Source organism: Sphingomonas oligophenolica (assembly GCF_039522915.1).
Lineage (GTDB): Bacteria > Pseudomonadota > Alphaproteobacteria > Sphingomonadales > Sphingomonadaceae > Sphingomonas > Sphingomonas oligophenolica.
Genome location: NZ_BAAAEH010000021.1, coordinates 94,034 through 114,883 on the forward strand (window position 1 = coordinate 94,034; position 20,850 = coordinate 114,883).

Consider the following 20,850-nt stretch of genomic DNA (forward strand, 5'->3'; position numbering starts at 1 on the left):
GTCTATCAAGTGCGCGGGTCTTTGCGGTGGGCGGTCGTCCCCGTCAACCGTTGCGGCTCAAATCAATCTTGCCCCCCGGTCAAGCCATGCTATCCGAGGGCGATGGCAGACGAGACGCCACCGCCCGCACTCGATCGTATCGACCGCGCCATTGCCAGGATCGAAGCCGCGCTGGCCGCGCGCGCGCGCGCGACCGAGGATGCGCTTCGCCGCCACGCGACCCTGCGCGCCCGGATGGAGGAAGCCGTCGCCGCGCTCGACGATGTCATCGCCCGCGGGGGCGGCGCCTGATGTCGGACGTCACCCTCATCATCGGCGATCGCCGCCACACCGTCGCCTGCCGCGACGGCGAGGAGCCACAGCTGCGCAGGCTCGGCGAGATGCTCGACCGGCACTGGGCGACAGCGGCGCGCGCCTCGGGCGGACTCAATGGTGAGCGGACGATGCTGTTCGTCGCACTGATGCTCGCCGACCAGCTCGACGAGGCCGAACGCCGCCCGCCGGAAGGCGTCGGTGCCGCGATGCTCGAGCAGGTCGCCGAGCGGCTCGAGCGCCTCGCCGCGGCCCTTGAGAATTAACCTCTCAGCGCTTATATCCGTGGGTGGCGGGCACTGCCCGGTACGAGCCTTACCGATTATCCCTGAGGCGATTATTCTTCCTAGGGGGTTGTCCCTGCGCTGGCCCTGGCCAGTCGTACATGATCCCCACCTGATGCTAACGGCGTCAGAGGATATTCAGGCAAACGGCCATGGCGGTCCCGCCACCGCTTTCTTTCGTAGCGCGTCGATCTACCCTACTTCTTTCCCGGCACTCCTTCGCCGAGGAAGAAGTTAGGTGACTCTCGACAAGCCAGCCTTGCGCGCCCGCATCCGGGCCGAGCGCGATCTTTTCGTCGCCGGCCACCCGCCCGCGATCCAACCCCCTCCCCAATTCCTCGCCCGGCTCGAACACGGCCTGACGGTCGCCTCCTATGTCCCGCTGGGCAGCGAGGCAGACCCGTTCCTGCTTGCTCGCGCCGCGGTCGAGCGCGGCTGCATGATCGCCCTTCCCCATGTCACGCGGCGCAGCGAGCCGATGCGGTTCCTCGCCTGGGACAGCGAGGCCGACCTCATTCCCGGCCCCTTCGGGCTGCAGCAACCGCATCATGAAGCGCCGGCGCTGGCGCCCGACATCGTCCTCACCCCGCTCGTCGCGTTCGATTCGGCGCTCAACCGACTCGGCCAGGGCGCCGGCTATTACGACCGCGCCTTTGCGCAGTTTCCCGATGCCTGGCGAGTGGGGGTTGCCTGGAGCATGCAACGGGTCGAGAGCCTGCCCGCCGATGCGTGGGACGTGCCGCTCCATGCGCTGATCACTGAACGCGAATGGATCGTGAAATGACCCCAAGCTGGCGCAAGCCTGTCGGCATGCTCGCGATGCTCGCCCTGATCGCGATCTGGGTGGTGCTGGTCACCAGCCTGTCGCGAATCGTCGGCCAGTGGCACTGGCTGCTTCAGCTCGGCTTCTACCTGGTCACCGGAATCGTTTGGCTGTGGATATTGCCGATGCGCCGCATGCTGCTCTGGATGGAAACCGGGCGCTGGCGCTGAGAGAGTTCCGGGGCGCCGGCATCCCCGACCGCGGCCCGGCTTCGGCGCTGAATTCGGGGAATGGCGCGAGTGACGGGGCTCGAACCCGCGACCTCCGGCGTGACAGGCCGGCGCTCTAACCAACTGAGCTACACCCGCTTGGAAAGCGTGAGGCGGCGCAACTAGGCGAGGTGCCCCACCCTGTCAACCGGTCCCGTCGTCGCCCGTCGCACTACGCCATGCCCGGCTGCGTTGCTGTTGGGTCAGCGTGCCGTGCTCGAACAGGAATCCGGCGATATCCGGCTTGCCGGCGGCGCCCATCACCGTCTGGATGATGATCAGCAGCGGCACCGCGAGCAGCGCGCCGGGCGTGCCCCACACCCAGCTCCAGAAGCTCAGCGAAATGAGGATCATGATCGGGTTGATCGTCAGCCGGTGGCCGACGATGAACGGCGTCACCGCATTCGCCTCGAGCATGTGGCAGCCGATCATGATGAAGGCCGGCAGCAGCGCGACCCAGATATCCTGGAAGGTCATCAGCCCGGCCAGGCCGAGCAGGGCCGCGGCGGCGATCGGGCCGAAATAGGGGACATAGTTGAACAGCGCGACGATGCCACCCCACATCAGCGGATAGGGCATGCCCATCAGCCAGAGCAGGAAGGCGATCACCAGCCCGAGCGACAGGTTGATGATCGTGATCGTGCCGAGATAGGCGGAGGTATCGTCGACCACGTCCTGGATCACCCGCGCCGTCGCCATCGCACCGCCGAAGCTCGACCGGCTGGTGATCGTCCGCTTGCGCAGCCTCGTCCAGCCGGACAGGAAGAAATAGACGACGAGGATGCCGAAAAAGACCTGGATGATCGCGGTCGGCGCCGATGTCGCGATGAGCTCGAGAACTGAGCTGGGCGGGGCGACCGCCGCCGTCTGCGCGGCATGGATCGGGCCGGGCGACGCGAGATGGCGGACAGTGCGGTTCAGCGATTTTTCGAGGCTCGTGTAAAGTTCGAGCAGCGGCGCCAGGTTCATCTGAACGCGGTCGATCCGTTCCGGCAGCTTGCGGAAGAATTCGGTCGCGGGGATGACGATCGCGGTGATGGCGATGCTCGCCGCGACCAGAAACAGGATCACGCAGGTGAACGCGGCCAGCGGCGACGGCACGCGGTGGCGCTCCAGCCATTCGAGAACCGGCACCAGCGCGACCGCGATGACCAGGGCAGCGGTGGTGGGCAGGAAGAACTCGGCGCCCTCCTTCAGCGCGAAGGGAAGGCCGATCACCAGGCCGATCCCGGCGATCAGCGTCAGCGCGGCGAGAAGGCGATCGCGACGCATGCCGACGGTCGATCCCTCGCCCGGCTCGCCGGCGGACATCGGCAGGCCGAACGCGCCCTCGCCGGGGTTCAACCCCTCGCCATGGCCCGGATCGTCCGCCAAAATGCCGTCCCCTTTTTACGCCTACTAATATGCCATCCTAGCGGCATTCCCCTCGTCTGTAATCCCCGCTAGCTATCGGCTCATGTCCGATCTGATCCTGGTCATCGACGAGGGCACCACCTCGACGCGCGCGATGCTGTTCGCGCCGGACGGCAAATGCCTCGCGACCGAAGCCGCTGAACTCACCCAGCATTATCCCGAGGCCGGCCGTGTCGAGCATGATGCCGCCGAAATCTGGGACAAGACGCTCGCCGTCTCGCGCACCGTCGTGGAGCGGGCGGGCGGGGCCGACAAGATCGCCGCGATCGGCATCACCAACCAGCGCGAGACGGTGGTGTTCTGGGATCGCGGGACCGGCGAGCCGCTTGCCCCGGCGATCGTCTGGCAGGACCGGCGCACCGCCGCGATCTGTCGCGACCTGAAGGAGGCCGGCAACGAACCCGCTGTGCAGGCGAAGACCGGATTGTTGCTCGACCCCTATTTCTCGGGGAGCAAGATCGGCTGGGCGATGCGGAACTGGCCGCAGCTCAGGGAGGCCGGGGACCGGCTCGCCATCGGCACGATCGAGAGCTGGCTGATCTGGAAGCTGACCGGCGGCCTGCATATCACTGACGCGACCAACGCAAGCCGCACCGCGCTGATGGCGATCGGCAGCGGGCATTGGGACGACGGCCTGATCGAGCTGTTCGGAGCGCCGGGCGCGGCGCTGCCCGAGATCGTCGATTGCGCGGGCAGCTTTGGCGTGACGACCCTGTTCGGCGCGCCGATCGCCATCTGCGGCATTGCCGGCGATCAGCAATCGGCCACGATCGGCCAGTCCTGCCTTGCACCCGGCGAGACCAAGGCGACCTTCGGCACCGGCGCCTTCGTGCTGACCCAGGCGGGCGCGACGCCGCCGGTTTCGCGCAACCGCCTCCTCTCGACGATCGCGTGGCAGCTTGGCGGGCGGCGCGCCTATGCGCTCGAGGGATCGGTGTTCGTCGCCGGCAGCCTGATCCAATGGCTGCGCGACGCGCTCGCCCTGATCGGCACCGCGCAGGAGACCGAGGCGCTGGCACGCAGCGTGCCGGACAATGGAGGGGTCTATTGCGTTCCCGCGCTCTCCGGGCTGGGTGCGCCGTGGTGGGAAGCGGATGCCCGCGGCGCGATCAGCGGGCTCAGCTTCTCGACCGGGCGAGCGCATATCGTCCGCGCGGCGCTCGAGTCGATGGCGCATCAGGCACATGATCTGAAGACCGCCTTCGCCGCTGACGGCGTCGACTGGAAGCTGCTGCGGATCGATGGCGGCATGGTCGCCAATGACTGGATGGCGCAGGATCTGGCCGACATGCTCGACGTGAGCGTCGAGAGGCCGAAATTCGCCGAGACGACCGCGCTCGGCGCGGCGATGCTGGCGGGTGTGGGGAGCGGGCTGTTCAGGGACCTGAACGAGGCGGCGGTGATGCGTGGGGCAGTGGAGACATTCGAACCGGCGATCCCGGACGAGCGCCGCGACGCGCGGCTCGCCGGATGGCGGCATGCGGTGGCGAGCGTGATCGAGTCCGCGTGAAAGAACGACCGGAAGGAGAGACCGATGACCTCCTGTAGCCGTACGATCCTTGCCTTGGCGCCATGACATTTCTCGCGCGTTGCGGGCCTCCGCGCGTGGACCGGCGTGGCGTGGCGCCTGATGAGGTGCTACTGCAGGTCACAGCGGGCGGACAGGCAGAGTCTGTGCCGAACAAGGCGCGATTCTCGGCGGGCGTTTCCTCGATCGGCGCGGATGTGGGCCCAGCGACTGCGTAACGTCGCCTATTTCGCCGGCTTCACGAACTTGAGCGTCATCCGGTCGCTCTCGCCGATCGCAACATATTTCTCACGATCCTTGTCGCCAAGCTGCAGGCTCGGCGGCAGCGTCCACACCCCGTTCGGCCAGTCATGCGTGTCAAGCGGGTTGGCGTTGACCTCGCTCTCGCCTGCGAACCGGAAGCCGGCGGCTTCAGCAAGGGCGCGGACAGTCGAGACCTTCATATAGCCGCTGCTCCGCTCGCGCCCGGTCTCGGCACTCTCTGGCAGGCGATGATCCTCGATGCCGAGCACACCGCCGGGCTTCAGCATCGCGTAGATTTCCCGGAAGGCGGCAGCGCTGTAATCGAGCTTGTCCTCGCGCATATATCCCATCCGCCAGTTATGGACGTTGCGGAAGGTCAGCACCTTGTCGGCGGTACCCGGCGCGACGCCGGTGCCGCCGAGCGCGGTCGGGAAATTCGCGCGGGCAACCTTGCCATAGGTCGCGGCATCCTTGTCGAGCCTGGCCACGATGCTGTCGGTCGGACGCCCGGGCGGCGCGGCGACGGTCAGCTTGCCGCGCGCCGCGAGATAGGGCGCCAGAATCTCCGTGTACCAGCCGCCGCCCGGCCAGATCTCGACCACGGAATCGGTCGGCTTGACCCCGAAGAACGCCAGCGTCTCGGCCGGGTGACGATACCGGTCGCGCGCAACATTGGCGGGAGTTCGCGTCGGCGCCGCCACCGCCGCGGCCATTGTCGGCTCGGCTCGCGGAGCGGAACTCCACGCCGCGGCACCAGCCAGAAGCATGGTGGCCAGCGAAAGGGCAATGAGGGGTCGGCGCATGGCAATCCTCTCCTGAGCGACGCGATTGCATCGGGACGCATCATCGCGGATCCGGCGCGACTATAAGCCGGGAGGCAATCCCTGCAATCGCGCTTCGGCTCAGGCGGCCCGGTCCACCCGATCCTCGAACAGGATCTTCAGATCCTTCTTCAGGATCTTGCCGTTGGCGTTGCGCGGCAGGGTCTCGGACACGAACCGGATCGCGACCGGCGTCTTGAAGATCGCCAGCCGTTCGCGGACCCAGGCCTGGAGCTCGGCCTCGCTCGCCTCCATGCCCGGCGCGAGATGGACGACCGCCGCCGGCTCCTCGCCCAGCGTCCGGTGCGGGATGCCGATCAGGGCGCAGTCAGTCACCGCCGGATGGGCGTAGAGGACATTCTCGACCTCACTCGAATAGATATTCTCGCCGCCGCGGATGATCATGTCCTTGGCGCGGTCGACCACATAGAGAAAGCCTTCCTCATCGAGCCGCGCGAGATCGCCGGTCCGCACCCAGCCGTCGACGAAGGTCGCCGCAGTCGCCTCGGGCTTGTTCCAATAGCCCTTCACGATCATCGGCCCCCGCGCCCAGAGCTCGCCGACCTCGCCGACCGGCAGCTCCTTCTCGCCGGCCTCGTCCATGATCTTGAGATCGGCGACCGCGACCGGGGGGCCGGCGCTGGTCGGGCGGTTGAGATAATCCTCGCTCGAATGGCCGGTCACCGTCGCCATCGTCTCGGTCATGCCCCAGCCATTGCCGGGGAGCGCGCCGAACTCGGCATGGATTCGGCGAACCAGCTCGGGCGCGGAAGGCGCGCCGCCATAGGCAATCGCCTCGAGCGAGGAGAGATCATATTTGGCGCGGTCGGGATGTTCGAGGATCTGCCAGGCGATCGTCGGCACGCCGCCGGTGATATGGACCTTCTCGCGCTCGATGATCTCCATCGCGCGAATCGTGTCCCATTTGCGCATGAAGATCATCGAATGGCCCGCCGCGATCCCGCCCATCATCGCCGCGCTGCAGGCCGTGACATGGAAGAGCGGGATCACCGTCAGCGTGGTGCGCGGCGCGGGCGGCGGCATTTCCTCGCCGCGTCGAAGCACTGCGCGCGCTGCATTATAGCCGCTCGACAAAATGTTGGTCATCATGTTGCGGTGGGTGCCGAGCGCGCCCTTCGGGTCGCCGGTGGTGCCGCTGGTATAGAAGATCGTCGCGTCGTCGTCGGGCGCGATCTGGACCTGGGGGAGCGGCAGATCGGGCAGAGTCGCATAATCATGCGGCGTGCCGATCAGGTCCTCGAGCCGCGATGCCTGTCCGTCCAGCGCGACCGATGCGCGCGCCACGATGATGCGTTCGAGCACGGGGAGTTCGGCGGCATGGGCGTGGAGGCGCTGATAGCGTTCGTCGTCGACGAACAGCAATGTCGCGCCCGAGTCCCTGATGCCATATTCGAGCTCGCCCGCGGTCCACCAGGCGTTGAGCGGCACCACGATCGCACCGACGCTTGCCACGGCGAAGAAGATCACCGGCCATTCAGGCAGGTTGCGCATGGCGAGCGCGACCCGGTCACCCTTGCCGATCCCCATCTCACCGAGTTTGCCGGCGAGGGTCGCGACCGCGCGGAAATTCGCTTCGTAGCTGACCCGCTCATCCTCATAGATGGTGAACGGCCGCTCGCCATGCGCGCGCGCCGCCTGGATCAGCCAGGCGAGCGAGGGCGGCGCATTCTTCCAGACTCGAGTCGGCACGCCGTTGATGGTCGATATCTCCATCTCGAACGGGGCGCCGGGCGCGGTGAGCCGCGCCTCCGCCTCCGCCAGCGAGATTTTCGGCCAGGAGGGATCGAGGGCGATGAGGGGTTCGGTATCCAAGACGCATTCTCTCCAGATTTTGCCCGATCCGTTTGGGGGGCGCCCAAAACTGAACATCGGGTTTGGCTTTTCTGTCGCTTCAATCAAGGTTAGTGTTGATTCGTCCGCCGCTCAAGGCAATAGGGTGGCCGCCGTTTCGAACCGGGGGTATGGACGAGAGCATGAACATCGCCACGAAGATCGCCAAGCCCGGATCGCACGGATTCGATGCCGGCAGGCTCGCGCGGATCGACGATTTCCTGCGCGAGACCTATATCGACTCAGGCAAGCTCGCGAATGCGCAGATCCTCGTCGGCCGCGATGGCGAGGTGGTGCATTTCTCCAGCGTGGGCGCGGCGCGCGAGGGCGGGAAGCCCGTCGACGAGACATCGCTGTTCAGGATCGCCTCGATGACCAAGCCGGTCACCTCGATCGCCTTCATGATGCTGGTCGAGGAAGGCAAGGTCGCGGTCGACACCCCGGTCCATCATGTGCTGCCCGAGTTCAGGAATATCGGCGTCTATAATGGCGGCGGCGGCAGCGTGCCCTTCGTGACAAAGCCGACCGCCGAGCCGATGCGGATGGTCGACCTGCTGCGCCACACCTCGGGCCTGACCTACAGCTTTCAGAATCGGTCGAACGTCGATGCCGCGTACCGCGAGGGCAAGATCGAGAACTGGCACGGCAATCTCGATCTCGACGGGTTCGTTGCTGCGCTGGGCCAGATCCCGCTCGAATTCTCGCCGGGCGAGGCATGGAATTATTCAGTGTCGACCGATGTGCTGGGGGCGGTCGTCGAGCGCGTCTCGGGCATGAAGCTGCCCGAATTCTTCCGCACCCGCATCTTCGCACCGCTGAAGATGGACGACAGCTTCTTCGCGGTGCCGGCCGACAAGATCGACCGGCTGACCGATTGCTACACGCTTGTCCCCGGCAAGGGCCGCGTGATGTATGATCGCGGCGCCGAGAGTGCGTGGAGCGTGATGCCGAAGCTCGTCTCGGGTGGCGGCGGGCTGGTGTCGACCAGCCTCGACTATCACCGCTTCTGCCGCATGTGCCTGAACGGCGGCGAGCTCGACGGCGCGAGGATCGTCGGGCGCAAGACGATCGAGCTCATGACTCAGAACCATCTGCCCGGCGGTTCCGACCTGGCGGCGATGTCGAAATCGCTGTTCAGCGAGGCGGCGAACGCGGGCACCGGTTTCGGACTTGGTTTCGCGGTCAATATCGATGTGGCGCGGTCGATGATTCCGGGATCGGTCGGCGAATATTATTGGGGCGGGATGTTCTCGACTGCCTTCTTCATCGACCCGGTGGAGCGGCTGACCATGGTCTTCATGACTCAGATGAGCCCCTCCAATACCTATCCCATCCGCCGCGAGCTGAAGACGATGATCTATTCGGCGTTGACCTAGGACGTCACCCCGGCGGAGGCCGGGGCCGCTTCGTGAAGGAGCGTGCGCCCGCAACTTAGCGATCCCGGCCTCCGCCGGGATGACGGATTCTTTCAGGAGATACCAATGACGTCCCCCATCCGCACTGAACGCCATGACGATGTCCTCGTCATCATCTCGAACAATCCGCCGGTGAATGCGCTCGGCGCGGCGGTGCGGCAGGGGCTCGAGGCGGGGGTCAAGGAGGGGCTCGCTGATGCGAGCATCAAGGCGATGGTGATCCGCTGCGACGGCCGCACCTTTTTCGCCGGCGCCGACATCACCGAGTTCGGCAAGCCCTTCGTCGAGCCCGGGCTCCCCACGCTGGTCGACATGATCGAGGCATCGGACAAGCCGGTGGTCGCCGCGATCCACGGCACCGCGCTTGGCGGGGGTTGCGAAGTGACGCTGGGTTGCCATTACCGGATCGCGGTACCCTCGGCGAAGATCGGCACGCCCGAGGTGAAGCTCGGCCTGCTCCCGGGCGCGGGCGGCACCCAGCGTATCCCGCGCGTCGCCGGCGTGCCGCTGGCGCTCGAGATGACCGCAAAGGGTGATCCGATCTCGGCAAGGAAAGCGCTCGACGCCGGGCTGATCGACCGGCTTGCCGGCGAGGACAGCCTCGAGGCTGATGCGATCGCTTTCGCCCGCGAAATCGCCGACAAGCGGCCCCTGCCCCGCGCCAGCCAGAAGGTCGCTGCGCCCAATCCCGAAGCGGTCGCGGCGTTCAAGAAGGAAAATGCGAAGCGCTTCCGCGGCTTCGACGCGCCCGCCGCCAATATCGCCTGTGTCGAAAAGGCATCCGACGGATCGAGCTTCGAGGAGGGCATCGCGTTCGAGCGGCAGGAATTCATGAAGCTGATGATGGGCGTCCAGTCAGCCGCGCAGCGCCATATCTTCTTCGCCGAGCGCCAGGCAGCCAAGATCGACGGCATCCCCGCCGACATCCCGCTGCGGCCGATCAAGCGAGTCGGCGTGATCGGCGCCGGCACGATGGGCGGCGGCATCTCGATGAATTTCCTGAGCGTGGGCGTGCCCGTCACGATCGTCGAGATGAGCCAGGAAGCGCTCGATCGCGGCACTGGCGTGATCCGCAAGAATTACGAGGCAAGCGCAGCCAAGGGCCGGATGAAGCCCGAACAGGTCGAGGCGGCAATGGGCGCGCTCAGCCCGACGCTCGATTTCGAGGCGCTCAAGGACTGCGACCTGATCATCGAAGCCGTCTATGAAGAGATGGGCGTGAAGAAGGAAATTTTCGGCCGGCTCGACACAATCGCCAAGCCGGGCGCGATCCTCGCCTCCAACACCTCCTATCTCAACATCGACGAGATCGCGGCGAGCACGTCGCGGCCCGAGGACGTGCTCGGCATGCACTTCTTCTCGCCCGCCAATGTGATGAAGCTGCTCGAGGTCGTGCGCGGCGCGAAGACCGCGCCCGACGTGCTGGCGACGGTGATGGCGCTGGCCAAGACGATCAAGAAGGTCGCGGTCGTCGCCGGCGTCTGCCACGGCTTCATCGGCAACCGCATGCTGATGCCGCGCCAGGTCGAGGCCAACAAGCTGCTGATGGAAGGCGCGACCCCCGAGCAGATCGACCGCGTCCATGTCGAATTCGGCATGCCGATGGGCCCGTTCCAGATGAGCGACCTCGCCGGCGTCGATATCGGCTGGCACCGCGACCCGACCCGGATCGAGAATATCCGCGACGCGCTCGCCGCCGAGGGCCGCTGGGGCCAGAAGACCGGCAAGGGCTATTATGACTATGACGAGAAACGGAACCCGACGCCATCACCGCGGGTCGCCGAGATCATCGAGGAATTCCGCAAGAAATCGGGCGCGGTCCAGCATGAGGTGACCGATCAGGAGATCGTCGAGCGCACGCTCTACACCATGGTCAACGAGGGCGCGCTGATCCTCGAGGAGAAGATGGCGCAGCGCGCGTCCGACATCGATGTGGTGTGGATCTACGGCTATGGCTGGCCGGTCTATCGCGGCGGGCCGATGTTCTGGGCGGGGACCGAAGGCCTGCCGAAGATCGTCGCAGGGCTCGAGAAGCACGGCTTCGCCGTCGCGCCATTGCTGAAGAGCCTCGCCGAGAGCGGCGGGCGCTTCAAGTGAAGCGGGGCGCGTTCCAACCCTCTCCCGTGAGGGGAGAGGGCCTGTGAGCGAGCGCTCGGCCCTCGAAACCGCCGCCGCGATCCGGTCCGGAGAAACCACCGCGCTCCTCGAATGCGAAGCGGCGATCGCCCGCATCGAGGCGCGGGACGGGCCGATCAACGCAGTGGTGGTGCGTGACTTCGATCGCGCCCGGCAACAGGCGGGAGAGATGGACCGACGGCTGGCAGCGGGCGACACCGCGCCGCTGCTCGGCGTGCCGATGACGATCAAGGAAAGCTATGATGTCGCCGGCCTGCCGACGACCTGGGGTTTCGAGGCGCATCGCAACCATATCGCGGCGAAGGACGCAGTCGCGGTCCGCAGATTGAAAGCAGCGGGCGCCGTCTTCCTCGGCAAGACCAATGTGCCGGTCGGCCTTGCCGATCTGCAATCAGTCAACCCGATCTATGGCCGCACCAACAACCCGCATAACCCGGGGCGCGTGCCCGGCGGCTCGTCGGGCGGTGCCGCGGCGGCGCTGGCGAGCGGGATGGTGCCGCTCGAATATGGCTCTGACATTGGCGGCTCGATCCGCGTGCCCGCGCATTTCTGCGGCGTCTGGGGCCACAAGCCGACCTATGGCGTGCTGTCGCCCGAAGGGCATTTCTATCCCGGCACCGACGGCGCACCCGTCGTGCTCTCCGTGATCGGCCCGATGGCGCGCGATGCCGCCGATCTCGCGCTCGCGTTCGATATCGTCGCCGACGTGCCGCAGCCGCGACCCACCATCGCCGGGCCACAGGGGCTGCGCATCCTGCTCCTTACCGAACACCCGCTCGCCACGGTTGAACCGGCCATCGTCGCTGCCATCGAGCATGCGGCCGCGACGCTCGAAGCGGCCGGCGCGACGGTTTTGCGGTCGAGCGAACACCTGCCCGATCTCGCCCGGCAGCATGGCGATTATATGCGCATGCTCGCCATCGCGATGGCGCGCGGCGCAGCGCCCGAAGGCGGCACCGGGGCGACCCTGATTCAGTGGTTCGGGATGCTCGACGACCAGGCGCGCAACACGCGTGCCTGGGCACGGCTGTTCGAGGATGTCGACGTGGTGTTCGCGCCCGCTCTGGGCTGCGCTGCCTTCGCGCATGACGATACCGATCTTCGCCACCGCCAGCTGGTGGTTGATGGCGAGCAGACATTGTTCGCGATGCAGTTCGCCTGGTCGGGTCTAGCGACTTTTCCCGGCCTGCCCTCCACTTCAGTGCCGATCGGCACCACTGCTGACGGCCTGCCGATCGGCATGCAGGTGATCGCCGCACCCAATCGCGACCATGATGCCATCGCCGCTGCGCGGCTGGCCAATGAATGTGTCTGGAGCAGATGATGAGTGACGAAACATTCCGCGCTGAAACCCGCGCCTGGCTGGAGGCCAACTGCCCGCCCGAAATGCGCGAGCCGGTCCGTTCCGAAAAGGATGCCGTCTGGGGCGGCCGCGACCAGAGCATGCTCAGCCCTGAACAGAAGCTCTGGATGGACCGGATGGGCGCGCGCGGCTGGACCGTGCCCGACTGGCCCAAGGCCTATGGCGGCGGCGGGTTGAATCCGGCCGAGACCAAGATCCTCCGCGAGGAAATGGCGCGGATCAAGGCGCGCAATCCGCTCAGCAGCTTCGGCATCTCGATGCTCGGGCCGGCCTTGCTCAAATATGGCACCGAGGAGCAGAAGCTCGATTATCTCCCCAAGATCGCGCGCGGCGAAATCCGCTGGTGCCAGGGCTATTCGGAGCCGAACGCTGGCTCCGATCTGGCGGCGCTGGCCACCTCGGCCGAGGACAAGGGGGATCATTACCTCGTCAACGGCCAGAAGGTCTGGACCAGCTATGCCGACAAGGCCGACTGGATCTTCTGCCTCGTCCGCACCGACAAGACGACCAAGCAGGGCGGCATCAGCTTCCTGCTGTTCGACATGGCGAGCGAAGGGGTTTCGACGAAACCGATCCTGCTGATCTCGGGCTATTCGCCCTTCTGCGAGACATTCTTCGACAATGTGAAGGTGCCCAAGTCGCAGCGCGTGCACGACGAGAACAAGGGCTGGGACGTCGCCAAATATCTGCTCGGCCATGAGCGCGAGATGATCTCGGGCATGGGCCTCGGCCAGGTCGGCGGCAATCCGCTGATCGACGGCGCGATCGCGACGATCGGGCTCGATCATGACGGCCGGCTTGCCGACCCGCTGCTCCGCGCGAGCATTGCCTTGTTCGAGGTGCGATCCAGGGCGTTCGGGATGATGTCCGAGCGCTTCATCGACGAATTGAAGGCAGGCCGCGCGCACCCGGCGCAGCCGAGCATGATGAAATATTACGGTACCGAACTGAACAAGAGCCGGCACGAGCTGATGATGGCGGCGGGCGGATCGGACGCGCTCGAATGGGAGAGCGAGCGATCGTCTGGCGGTGCTGGCGCTCGGGCCTGGCTCAGGACCAAGGCCAATTCGATCGAGGGCGGGACGAGCGAGGTCCAGCTCAACATCATCGCCAAAAGAATCCTGGATTTGCCCAGCAACTGACGCGTCGACCCGCAACGAAGCGCAATCCTACACCTTAGCGGCCCCGGCAGTTGCCGGGGAGACGGGAAGAACGAAATGCCCCTCTACCTCAACGACGAACAGACGATGCTCCGCGACACCACCCGCGATTTCGTCGCCGAGCACGCGCCCGTCTCGCATATGCGCAAGCTCCGCGATGCGAATGACGCGACCGGCTTCAGCCGCGACCTGTGGAAGAGCTTTGCCGAGATGGGCTTCACCGGCATCCTGATCGGCGAGGATGATGGCGGCCTGGGCCTCGGCCATGTCGAGGCGGGCGTGGTGCTGGAGGAGATCGGCCGCAACCTTTCCCCCTCGCCGTTCCTCGCCACTGCCGTCGCCGCGGTCGAGGCGCTCAAGGGTTCAGCGCAGGCGGGGCGCTGGTTCCCGGGCATCCTTGCCGGCGATACCGTCGCCGCGCTCGCGATCGACGAGGGCGCCAAGCATCGCGATTCAGTCGCCATGAAAGCCGAACGTTCGGGCAATGGCTTCAGGCTTTCGGGCAGGAAGCAGTTCGTCACCCATGGCCATATCGCCGACCTGATCATCGTCGCCGCCCGCACCGCCGGCGCTGCCGGTGATGCGAACGGGATCACCCTGTTCGCTGTCGACAAGGGTACGGCCGGCCTCACCGCGGAGGCCGAGCGGCTCGCCGATTCGAGCATCGCCGCGCGCCTCGCGTTCGACAATGTCGAGGTCGATGCCGACGCCGTGATCGGCGAGGTCGATGCCGGCCGCGCACCGCTCGACCGCCTGCTCCGCGCCGGCCGCACCGGCGCCTCGGCCGAGTTGCTCGGCGTCGGCGGCGGCGCGATGGACCTGACCGTCAAGTATCTCAAGGAGCGCAAGCAGTTCGGCGTGACGATCGGCAGCTTCCAGGCACTGCAGCACCGCGCCGCGCATCTCTATTCGGAAATGGAAGTCGCCCGCGCCGCCGTACTCAAGGCACAGCAATTGCTCGACGCGGATGACGCGGGCGCGGATGCGGCCGTGTCAGTCGCAAAGGCGATGACCGCACTTGCCACCACGCTCAGCGTGCAGGAAGGCGTGCAGATGCATGGAGGCATCGGCATGACTGACGAATATGACATCGGCTTCTACATGAAGCGCGCGCGGGTCCTTGCCGAAATGTTCGGCGATGCGAATTTCCACGCCGATCGGCTGGCACGCGCGGCGGGATATTGATGGACGTCAGCACCCCACCCGACACGCCGCCCGATGTCCTCGCCCAGGGCCTGGTCGATCTGCTCGATGTCGAGGTGCTCGACCGCGACCTGTATCGCGGCAAGCGCCAGCCGGGCGGCGTTGGTCGCGTCTTCGGCGGGCAGGTGATCGCGCAGGCACTGCAGGCAGCGCAGCACTCGACTGACGCGCCCAAGGTCGCGCACTCGCTGCACGCCTATTTCATGCGGCCGGGCAATGAGGATTTCCCGATCATCTTCCGCGTCGTCCGCGATTTCGAGGGACGCAGCTTCGCGACCCGGCGGGTGATCGCGATGCAGCAGGGCCAGCCGATCCTCAACATGGCCGCCAGCTTCCAGACCCCCGAGGAAGGCCTGCACCACCAGGACCCGATGCCCGACGTGCCCGGGCCCGAGAATCTCCAGTCCGAGGCCGATCTGCGCCGGGAGGTCGCCGACCAGATTCCCGAGCAGTTCCGCCGCCACATGCTGCGCGGCCGCCCGATCGAGATCAGGCCGGTCAAGCCTCGCGACTGGCTCGATCCGACCAAACAGCCGGCGAAGCAGGATAGCTGGTTCCGCCTCGTCGCGCCGATCGGCGACGATCCGAACATGCACCGCGCGATCCTCGCTTATGCGTCCGACATGACCCTGCTCGGCACGTCGACGCTCGCGCACGGCCTCAACTGGAAAACCAATGTCCAGACCGCGAGCCTCGACCATGCCCTGTGGCTGCACGAGGATTTCCGGGTCGACCAGTGGCTGCTCTATTCGTGCGACAGCCCCTGGGCCGGGCACGCCCGCGGTTTCAACCGCGGCAAGATCTACACGCAGGACGGCCGGCTGGTCGCGAGCGCGGCGCAGGAAGGGCTGATGCGGTTGCGGGAGTAAGCGCTGGATTGGCCGTGGGAGCCGGTGTCAATCGCGACTCACACCGCCGTCTTGCCATATTCCTGCTTGGTGACCGGATGGCTCGATGACAGCCCGCCATCGACGGCGATCGCCTGGCCGTTGACATAGCTGGCATCGTCCGAGGCGAGGAAGGCTGCGACCTTCGCCAGTTCCTCGGGCTGCGCGCCGCGGCGCAGGGGATTGAGGCGGCCGACCCGGTCCATCTTGCCGGCCTCGCGGGCATAATCGAAGGTCGGCTTGGTCATGCCGGTTTCGGTCAGCCCCGGGCAGATCGCGTTGACCCGGACGTTCGAGCCGGAAAGCTGCTGCGCGGAGACCATCGCCAGGTTGATGACGCCTGCCTTGGACGCTGAATAGGCCGGGCTGCCCGCGCCCGACCGGATCCCGGCGACGCTCGCGGTCAGCACGATCGCGCCGCCGCCGCGCTCGACGATCTTCGGGGCGGCATGCTTGATCGCGAGAAAGGGCCCGATCAGGTTGACCCGCAGCACCTCGGTGATCAGCGCGACATCGGTATCGAAGATGTTCGCCATCCCGCCCGAGATGCCGGCATTGGCGAACATGATGTCGAGCCCGTCATAATATTCGCAGGCCATGGCGACGGCGCGGATCACGTCCTCCTCATTGCCGGCGTCGATCAGGATCGGGTGAGCGGTGCCGCCAGCCTTGTCGACCAGCGCGCAGGTCTCCTCGACCGCATCCGTCTTGTCGGCGGCGATGACGCGGCCGCCCTCGCTCGCGAACAGCAAGGTGGTGGCGCGGCCGATGCCCGAACCCGCGCCGGTGACGATGATCGACTTGCCCGTGAACCTTGCCATCTTTTCCTCCGTCAAATCGTCACGCCGCCATCGATCACGATCGTCTGCCCGGTCATGAAACTGCTGGCCGAAGAGCCGAGGAACACCACCGCGCCGGCGATCTCCTCGGGTTCCCCGATCCGGCGCAACGGCACCGAGGTGTTCGCGGCTTTCTGGCGGTCGGGGTCTTCCCACAAGGCGCGCGCGAAATCGGTCCGGATCAGGCCGGGCGCGATGCAGTTCACCCGGACATTGTCGGGCCCGAATTCATGCGCGAGGTTGCGCGCCAGCTGCATGTCGGCTGCCTTGGAGATGCAATAGGCGCCGATCACGGTCGATCCGCGCAGGCCGCCGATCGAGGAGATGATGACGATCGAGCCCGATCGCCGCGCCCGCATCTCGGGCGCCACCATCGCGATCAGCCAGTGGTTCGAGACGATGTTGTTGTCGAGGATCTTGCGGAACTGCTCGTCGGCAATGCCTTGCTGCGGGCCGTAATATGGGTTCGAGGCTGCGTTGCAGACCAGGATGTCGATCTGCCCAAAGGCAAGGCGCGTCTCATCGACCAGATGCTGGAGCGCCGCCTTGTCCGAGATGTTGGCTGCGATCGCGATCGAAGTGCCGGCTCCGTGACGCGCGTTGATCTCGGCAGCGACGGCATCGCAGGCATCCTGCTTGCGGCTGGAGATCACGACCCGGGCGCCGTGCGCGGCCAGTTCGAACGCGCTCGCCTTGCCGATGCCCTTGGAAGAGCCGGTGATGATGGCGACCTTCCCGGTCAGATCGAACTGGCTCATCCTTGTTCCTCCCAGCGGTTTACGCGCCCGCCTTAACCGCAAACCCCCAGGCCGCAGCGGCCAGCCCGCCCACCCGTTCAGCGGTCTTCGCCGCCTGGGCGCTCGAGGCGGTGCCATCGACGATCCGCTTCTTGATTCCCTGGACGATGCCGGTCAGCCGGAAGAGATTATAGGCGAAATACCAGTTGAGATCGGGAACGCCGTCGCGCCCGGTCGCGGCGCAATAGCGCGATACCATGTCCTCGATCGTCGGGATGCCGGTCTCAGGCCCAGCCAGCCCCATCACGCCCGAGCGGCCCTCGGGCTGAGTCACCCAGTTCATCAGGAAATAGGAGAAATCGGCGAGCGGATCGCCGAGCGTCGACAGCTCCCAGTCGAGCACCGCGATCACCCGCGGCGCATCGGCGGCGAAGATCATGTTGTCGATGCGGTAGTCGCCATGCACGATCGAGGTGCGCGTCTGTTCGGGCAGGGTGCTCGGCAACCAGGCGATCAGCGCCTCGACTTCGGGCATGTGTTCGGTCTCGGAGGCGCGGTACTGCTTCGTCCAGCGCGCCACCTGGCGTTCGAAATAATTGCCGGGCTTGCCATAGTCGCCAAGGCCGGCAGCGACAGGGTCGGTGTTGTGGAGCGCCGCGAGCGTATCGACCATCGCCTCGTAGATCGCGCGCCGGCCCTCGGGCGTCATGCCGGGCAGCGAGCCGTCCCACAGGTTCCGCCCTTCGACGAGCTCCATGATGTAGAACATCGATCCGATCACGCCCGGATCCTCGCACAGCCCGAACGGCGCCGGCACCGGGAAACCGGTCGGATGAAGCCCGGCGATCACCTTGTATTCGCGGTCGACGGCATGGGCCGAGGGCAGCAGCTTGCCGAAAGGCTGGCGGCGCAGGACATAGCTCTTGCCCGGCGTATCGACCCGGTAGGTCGGGTTGGACTGGCCGCCCTTGAATTTCGACAATGTCACCGGCCCGGTGAGGCCCGGCATGTGCCCGGCCATCCAGCGCCCGACCGCGCCGGCGTCGATCGGGTCGTCGGCCGGGACCGGGATCGTCCCGACCATGGTGATATTGGCGTCCTCGGTCATGCGAACATGATCACCGAGCGCGTCGAATCGCCTTTGCGCAATTCGTCGAAGGCGCGGTTGATCTCGGCGAGCGGCATCCGGTCGGCGATGATCGTGTCGAGATCGAGCGCGCCGCGCATGTAGAAATCGACGAGGCGCGGGATATCGACCGGGAAGCGGTTCGAGCCCATCAGCCCGCCCTGGAGTTTCTTGCCCGCGAGCAGGTCCAACGCCGAAAGCCCGACCTTCTCGCCGAGCGGCATCATCCCGAGAATCGTCGCGGTGCCGCCGCGGCGCAGCACCTTGACCGCGGTCGCCGCCGAGTGCGGCCGGCCGACCGCCTCGATCGCATGGTGCACGCCGCCCTTGCTGATCTCGACCACCTGGTCGGCGGCGGTGTCGGCAAGCGCGTCGATCGAGTGAGTCGCCCCGAGCTTCTCGGCCAGCGCGCGCTTCTCGGGCACCGGATCGAGCGCGATGATCTTGCCGGCGCCGGCGATCTTCGCTGCATTGACCGCGGCCAGGCCGATCCCGCCGCAGCCGACGATGCACACCGTCTCGCCCGGGGTCACGTCGGTCGTGTTGAAGATCGCGCCCGCGCCGGTCGTCACCGCGCAGCCGATCAGGGCGGCGCGATCGAGCGGCATGTCGCGGTCGATCGCGACACAGGCATGTTCATGGACCAGCATCTGCTCGGCGAACGCCGACAGGTTGAGCATCTGCGCGACCGGCTGGTCGCCAAGCATCAGCCGCGGCGGCGCATCCTTGGCGCGGCGCACGCTCGGGTCGACGCAGAGCGACATATGCCCGGTCACGCAGAACTCGCAGTGCCCGCAGAACACCGAGAGGCAGGTCACGACATGATCGCCCACCTTGACGGTGGACACGTCGCTGCCCACCGCCTCGACCACGCCCGCCGCCTCATGGCCCGGGATCGTCGGCAGCGCATGCGGATAGGCACCGTCGACGAAATGGAGGTCGGACCGGCACACCCCCACCGCGACGGTGCGGATCAGCACCTCGCGCGGCCCGGGATTGGAGACGGTGATCTCCTCGATGCGCAAGGGGGTCTTCGGCTCGAACAGGACTGCAGCTTTCACCTTTTTCCTTTCGTCACCCCGGACTTGTTCCGGGGTCCACCGCGCCGCGAGCGCGAGTGGATGGGTGGCCCCCGGAACAAGTCCGGGGTGACGGTCAAACTAGCGTCGCACCGCCTCTTTCGCAGCGATCGCGGCCGGCAGATCGGCATATTTCCCGAACTCGTTGCGCGCGATCGCCCGATTATGAACTTCGTCCGGCCCGTCGGCGAAGCGCAGGGTGCGCATCGCCGCCCAGGCATGGGCCAGCCCGAAATCCTGGCTCACCCCGCCGCCGCCATGCGCCTGGATCGCGTCGTCCAGGATCTTCAGCGCCATCAGCGGCGCCTGGACCTTGATCATCGCGATTTCCTGCTGCGCTGACTTGTTGCCGGCACGATCCATCATGTCGGCCGCCTTGAGGCAGAGCAGCCGGGTCATCTCGATATCGATCCGGGCGCGGGCAATCCGCTCCTCCCACACCGAATGGTCGGCGATCCGCTTGCCGAACGCGACCCGGCTGAGCAGCCTTTTGGCCATCGCCTCGATCGCGACTTCGGCCACGCCGATCGTGCGCATGCAATGATGGATGCGCCCCGGCCCGAGCCGTCCCTGGGCGATCTCGAAGCCCCTGCCCTCGCCGAGCAGCAGATTCCCGACCGGAACCCGCACATCCTTCAGTTCGACCTCGCCGTGGCCGTGCGGCGCGTGATCATACCCGTATACCGAAAGCATCCGCTTGATCGTGACGCCCGGCGCGTCGAGCGGCACCAGCACCTGGCTCTGCTGGCTGTGCCGCGCGCTTTCCGGGTTGGTCTTGCCCATCACGATCGCGATCTTGCAACGCGGATCGCCCACCCCCGACGACCACCATTTCGTGCCGTTGATGACATAATGGTCGCCGTCGCGGACCATCGAGGTCTGGATGTTGGTCGCATCCGACGACGCAACCGCCGGCTCGGTCATCAGGAAGGCTGAGCGGATCTCGCCGTTCATCAGCGGCTTCAGCCATTGCTCCTTCTGCTCGCGCGTGCCGTAGCGGTGGAGCACCTCCATATTGCCGGTGTCGGGCGCCGAGCAGTTGAAGCATTCGGAAGCCCAGCCGACCTTGCCCATCTCCTCGGCGCATAACGCATATTCGAGATTGGTGAGTTGGGTTCCCTCGAACACGAAGCTGTCGTCGACATGGTTCTGGCCGGAATGCGGCGGCATGAAGAAATTCCAGAGGCCGGCCTCCTTCGCCTTGACCTTCATGTCCTCGATGACCTGGATCACCTTCCAGCGCTCGCCCTCATGCTCCTGGCGGTCATGCTCCTCCTGCCGCGGGCGAATATTCTGATCGATGAAGGTCTTCACGCGATCCCGGAAATATGTCTCGCGCTCGCTCAGCGTGAAATCCATCTGGCAATCCTCTCATCGGCTCTTCGATCGGGTGGTTAGACCGTACCGCGTTTTCGGTAAAG

At 66.3% G+C, this 20,850-nt stretch carries 19 protein-coding genes, 1 tRNA gene and 1 other RNA gene; 12 read left to right on the forward strand and 9 right to left on the reverse strand.

What is annotated here, in order from left to right; genetic code table 11:
* Positions 1 to 102 precede the first annotated feature (102 nt).
* The 5 genes from ABD050_RS11175 to ABD050_RS11190 all read left to right on the forward strand — a co-directional run bounded on the left by ABD050_RS11175 (position 103) and on the right by ABD050_RS11190 (position 1,589).
* Positions 103 to 291 (forward strand): hypothetical protein, encoded by a 189-nt coding sequence (locus ABD050_RS11175; protein WP_343889412.1) that lies wholly within the window; start codon positions 103 to 105, stop codon positions 289 to 291.
* Positions 291 to 578, forward strand: a complete 288-nt coding sequence (locus tag ABD050_RS11180; RefSeq protein ID WP_343889413.1) for a cell division protein ZapA — start codon at positions 291 to 293, stop codon at positions 576 to 578. The genes ABD050_RS11175 and ABD050_RS11180 overlap by 1 nt, the downstream gene beginning before the upstream one ends.
* Before the next feature lie 27 nt (positions 579 to 605).
* Positions 606 to 762: non-coding RNA, 6S RNA (ssrS, locus tag ABD050_RS29030), on the forward strand.
* Positions 763 to 834: 72 nt separating this feature from the next.
* The gene (locus ABD050_RS11185; RefSeq protein WP_343889414.1) at positions 835 to 1,380 is read left to right on the forward strand and encodes a 5-formyltetrahydrofolate cyclo-ligase; all 546 of its coding nucleotides are present in this window, start codon (positions 835 to 837) and stop codon (positions 1,378 to 1,380) included.
* Positions 1,377 to 1,589, forward strand: a complete 213-nt coding sequence (locus ABD050_RS11190; RefSeq protein ID WP_343889415.1) for a DUF2842 domain-containing protein — start codon at positions 1,377 to 1,379, stop codon at positions 1,587 to 1,589. Before ABD050_RS11185 ends, ABD050_RS11190 begins: the two co-directional genes overlap by 4 nt.
* 61 nt (positions 1,590 to 1,650) lie before the next feature.
* On the opposite strand, the gene ABD050_RS11195 is transcribed toward ABD050_RS11190, so the two are convergent.
* Together ABD050_RS11195 and ABD050_RS11200 are read right to left on the reverse strand one after the other, a co-directional pair.
* Positions 1,651 to 1,727, reverse strand: a tRNA-Asp gene (locus tag ABD050_RS11195).
* Positions 1,728 to 1,772: 45 nt separating this feature from the next.
* Complete coding sequence (locus tag ABD050_RS11200) at positions 1,773 to 2,939, reverse strand: AI-2E family transporter (protein ID WP_343889435.1); 1,167 nt, start codon at positions 2,937 to 2,939, stop codon at positions 1,773 to 1,775.
* 145 nt (positions 2,940 to 3,084) lie between these two features.
* On the opposite strand from ABD050_RS11200, the gene ABD050_RS11205 reads away from it, so the two are divergent.
* Complete coding sequence (locus ABD050_RS11205; RefSeq protein WP_343889416.1) at positions 3,085 to 4,551, forward strand: FGGY family carbohydrate kinase; 1,467 nt, start codon at positions 3,085 to 3,087, stop codon at positions 4,549 to 4,551.
* Positions 4,552 to 4,793: 242 nt separating this feature from the next.
* Here ABD050_RS11205 and ABD050_RS11210 read toward each other — a convergent pair whose 3' ends face one another.
* Both ABD050_RS11210 and ABD050_RS11215 read right to left on the reverse strand, forming a co-directional pair.
* A complete protein-coding gene (locus tag ABD050_RS11210) occupies positions 4,794 to 5,615 on the reverse strand; it encodes a class I SAM-dependent methyltransferase (RefSeq protein WP_343889417.1) in 822 nt (273 codons plus the stop codon).
* A 99-nt stretch (positions 5,616 to 5,714) separates the two neighbouring features.
* On the reverse strand, positions 5,715 to 7,466 hold the full coding sequence (locus ABD050_RS11215) for a class I adenylate-forming enzyme family protein (RefSeq protein ID WP_343889418.1): 1,752 nt from the start codon (positions 7,464 to 7,466) through the stop codon (positions 5,715 to 5,717).
* Between the two features lie 149 nt (positions 7,467 to 7,615).
* Here ABD050_RS11215 and ABD050_RS11220 point away from each other — a divergent pair, with 149 nt between their 5' ends.
* The 6 genes from ABD050_RS11220 (at position 7,616) to ABD050_RS11245 (ending at position 15,630) form a co-directional block, all read left to right on the forward strand.
* On the forward strand, positions 7,616 to 8,860 hold the full coding sequence (locus ABD050_RS11220; RefSeq protein ID WP_425542439.1) for a serine hydrolase domain-containing protein: 1,245 nt from the start codon (positions 7,616 to 7,618) through the stop codon (positions 8,858 to 8,860).
* A gap of 105 nt (positions 8,861 to 8,965) precedes the next feature.
* Entirely contained in the window at positions 8,966 to 10,996 is a 2,031-nt protein-coding gene (locus ABD050_RS11225; protein ID WP_343889420.1) for a 3-hydroxyacyl-CoA dehydrogenase NAD-binding domain-containing protein, read from the forward strand.
* Positions 10,997 to 11,039: 43 nt separating this feature from the next.
* Positions 11,040 to 12,359 carry an amidase family protein gene (locus ABD050_RS11230; RefSeq protein WP_343889421.1) on the forward strand — a complete coding sequence of 440 codons (1,320 nt, stop codon included), beginning with the start codon at positions 11,040 to 11,042 and terminating at the stop codon, positions 12,357 to 12,359.
* The gene (locus ABD050_RS11235; RefSeq protein ID WP_343889422.1) at positions 12,356 to 13,540 is read left to right on the forward strand and encodes an acyl-CoA dehydrogenase family protein; all 1,185 of its coding nucleotides are present in this window, start codon (positions 12,356 to 12,358) and stop codon (positions 13,538 to 13,540) included. Before ABD050_RS11230 ends, ABD050_RS11235 begins: the two co-directional genes overlap by 4 nt.
* Positions 13,541 to 13,615: 75 nt before the next feature.
* On the forward strand, positions 13,616 to 14,743 hold the full coding sequence (locus tag ABD050_RS11240; protein WP_343889423.1) for an acyl-CoA dehydrogenase family protein: 1,128 nt from the start codon (positions 13,616 to 13,618) through the stop codon (positions 14,741 to 14,743).
* Positions 14,743 to 15,630 (forward strand): acyl-CoA thioesterase, encoded by an 888-nt coding sequence (locus ABD050_RS11245; RefSeq protein WP_343889424.1) that lies wholly within the window; start codon positions 14,743 to 14,745, stop codon positions 15,628 to 15,630. Before ABD050_RS11240 ends, ABD050_RS11245 begins: the two co-directional genes overlap by 1 nt.
* Before the next feature lie 38 nt (positions 15,631 to 15,668).
* Here ABD050_RS11245 and ABD050_RS11250 read toward each other — a convergent pair whose 3' ends face one another.
* The 5 genes from ABD050_RS11250 to ABD050_RS11270 form a co-directional block, all read right to left on the reverse strand.
* Positions 15,669 to 16,469 carry an SDR family NAD(P)-dependent oxidoreductase gene (locus ABD050_RS11250; RefSeq protein ID WP_343889425.1) on the reverse strand — a complete coding sequence of 267 codons (801 nt, stop codon included), beginning with the start codon at positions 16,467 to 16,469 and terminating at the stop codon, positions 15,669 to 15,671.
* A gap of 11 nt (positions 16,470 to 16,480) precedes the next feature.
* Positions 16,481 to 17,245 carry an SDR family oxidoreductase gene (locus tag ABD050_RS11255; protein WP_343889426.1) on the reverse strand — a complete coding sequence of 255 codons (765 nt, stop codon included), beginning with the start codon at positions 17,243 to 17,245 and terminating at the stop codon, positions 16,481 to 16,483.
* Positions 17,246 to 17,264: 19 nt separating this feature from the next.
* Positions 17,265 to 18,332, reverse strand: a complete 1,068-nt coding sequence (locus ABD050_RS11260) for a phosphotransferase family protein (protein ID WP_425542440.1) — start codon at positions 18,330 to 18,332, stop codon at positions 17,265 to 17,267.
* Entirely contained in the window at positions 18,329 to 19,411 is a 1,083-nt protein-coding gene (locus tag ABD050_RS11265; protein ID WP_343889427.1) for a Zn-dependent alcohol dehydrogenase, read from the reverse strand. The genes ABD050_RS11260 and ABD050_RS11265 overlap by 4 nt, the downstream gene beginning before the upstream one ends.
* 99 nt (positions 19,412 to 19,510) lie before the next feature.
* Positions 19,511 to 20,788, reverse strand: a complete 1,278-nt coding sequence (locus ABD050_RS11270) for an acyl-CoA dehydrogenase family protein (RefSeq protein ID WP_343889428.1) — start codon at positions 20,786 to 20,788, stop codon at positions 19,511 to 19,513.
* Positions 20,789 to 20,850: the final 62 nt, after the last annotated feature.

Bases quoted from the DNA above. Each gene is read 5' to 3' on its own strand.
- ABD050_RS11255 (WP_343889426.1), bottom strand. From the start codon at position 17,245: ATGAGCCAGTTCGATCTGACCGGGAAGGTCGCCATCATCACCGGCTCT.
- ABD050_RS11210 (WP_343889417.1), bottom strand. From the start codon at position 5,615: ATGCGCCGACCCCTCATTGCCCTTTCGCTGGCCACCATGCTTCTGGCT.
- ABD050_RS11220 (WP_425542439.1), top strand. From the start codon at position 7,616: ATGGACGAGAGCATGAACATCGCCACGAAGATCGCCAAGCCCGGATCG.
- ABD050_RS11235 (WP_343889422.1), top strand. From the start codon at position 12,356: ATGATGAGTGACGAAACATTCCGCGCTGAAACCCGCGCCTGGCTGGAG.
- ABD050_RS11250 (WP_343889425.1), bottom strand. From the start codon at position 16,469: ATGGCAAGGTTCACGGGCAAGTCGATCATCGTCACCGGCGCGGGTTCG.
- ABD050_RS11190 (WP_343889415.1), top strand. From the start codon at position 1,377: ATGACCCCAAGCTGGCGCAAGCCTGTCGGCATGCTCGCGATGCTCGCC.
- ABD050_RS11205 (WP_343889416.1), top strand. From the start codon at position 3,085: ATGTCCGATCTGATCCTGGTCATCGACGAGGGCACCACCTCGACGCGC.
- ABD050_RS11175 (WP_343889412.1), top strand. From the start codon at position 103: ATGGCAGACGAGACGCCACCGCCCGCACTCGATCGTATCGACCGCGCC.
- ABD050_RS11270 (WP_343889428.1), bottom strand. From the start codon at position 20,788: ATGGATTTCACGCTGAGCGAGCGCGAGACATATTTCCGGGATCGCGTG.
- ABD050_RS11260 (WP_425542440.1), bottom strand. From the start codon at position 18,332: ATGACCGAGGACGCCAATATCACCATGGTCGGGACGATCCCGGTCCCG.
- ABD050_RS11200 (WP_343889435.1), bottom strand. From the start codon at position 2,939: ATGTCCGCCGGCGAGCCGGGCGAGGGATCGACCGTCGGCATGCGTCGC.
- ABD050_RS11240 (WP_343889423.1), top strand. From the start codon at position 13,616: ATGCCCCTCTACCTCAACGACGAACAGACGATGCTCCGCGACACCACC.
- ABD050_RS11245 (WP_343889424.1), top strand. From the start codon at position 14,743: ATGGACGTCAGCACCCCACCCGACACGCCGCCCGATGTCCTCGCCCAG.
- ABD050_RS11180 (WP_343889413.1), top strand. From the start codon at position 291: ATGTCGGACGTCACCCTCATCATCGGCGATCGCCGCCACACCGTCGCC.
- ABD050_RS11225 (WP_343889420.1), top strand. From the start codon at position 8,966: ATGACGTCCCCCATCCGCACTGAACGCCATGACGATGTCCTCGTCATC.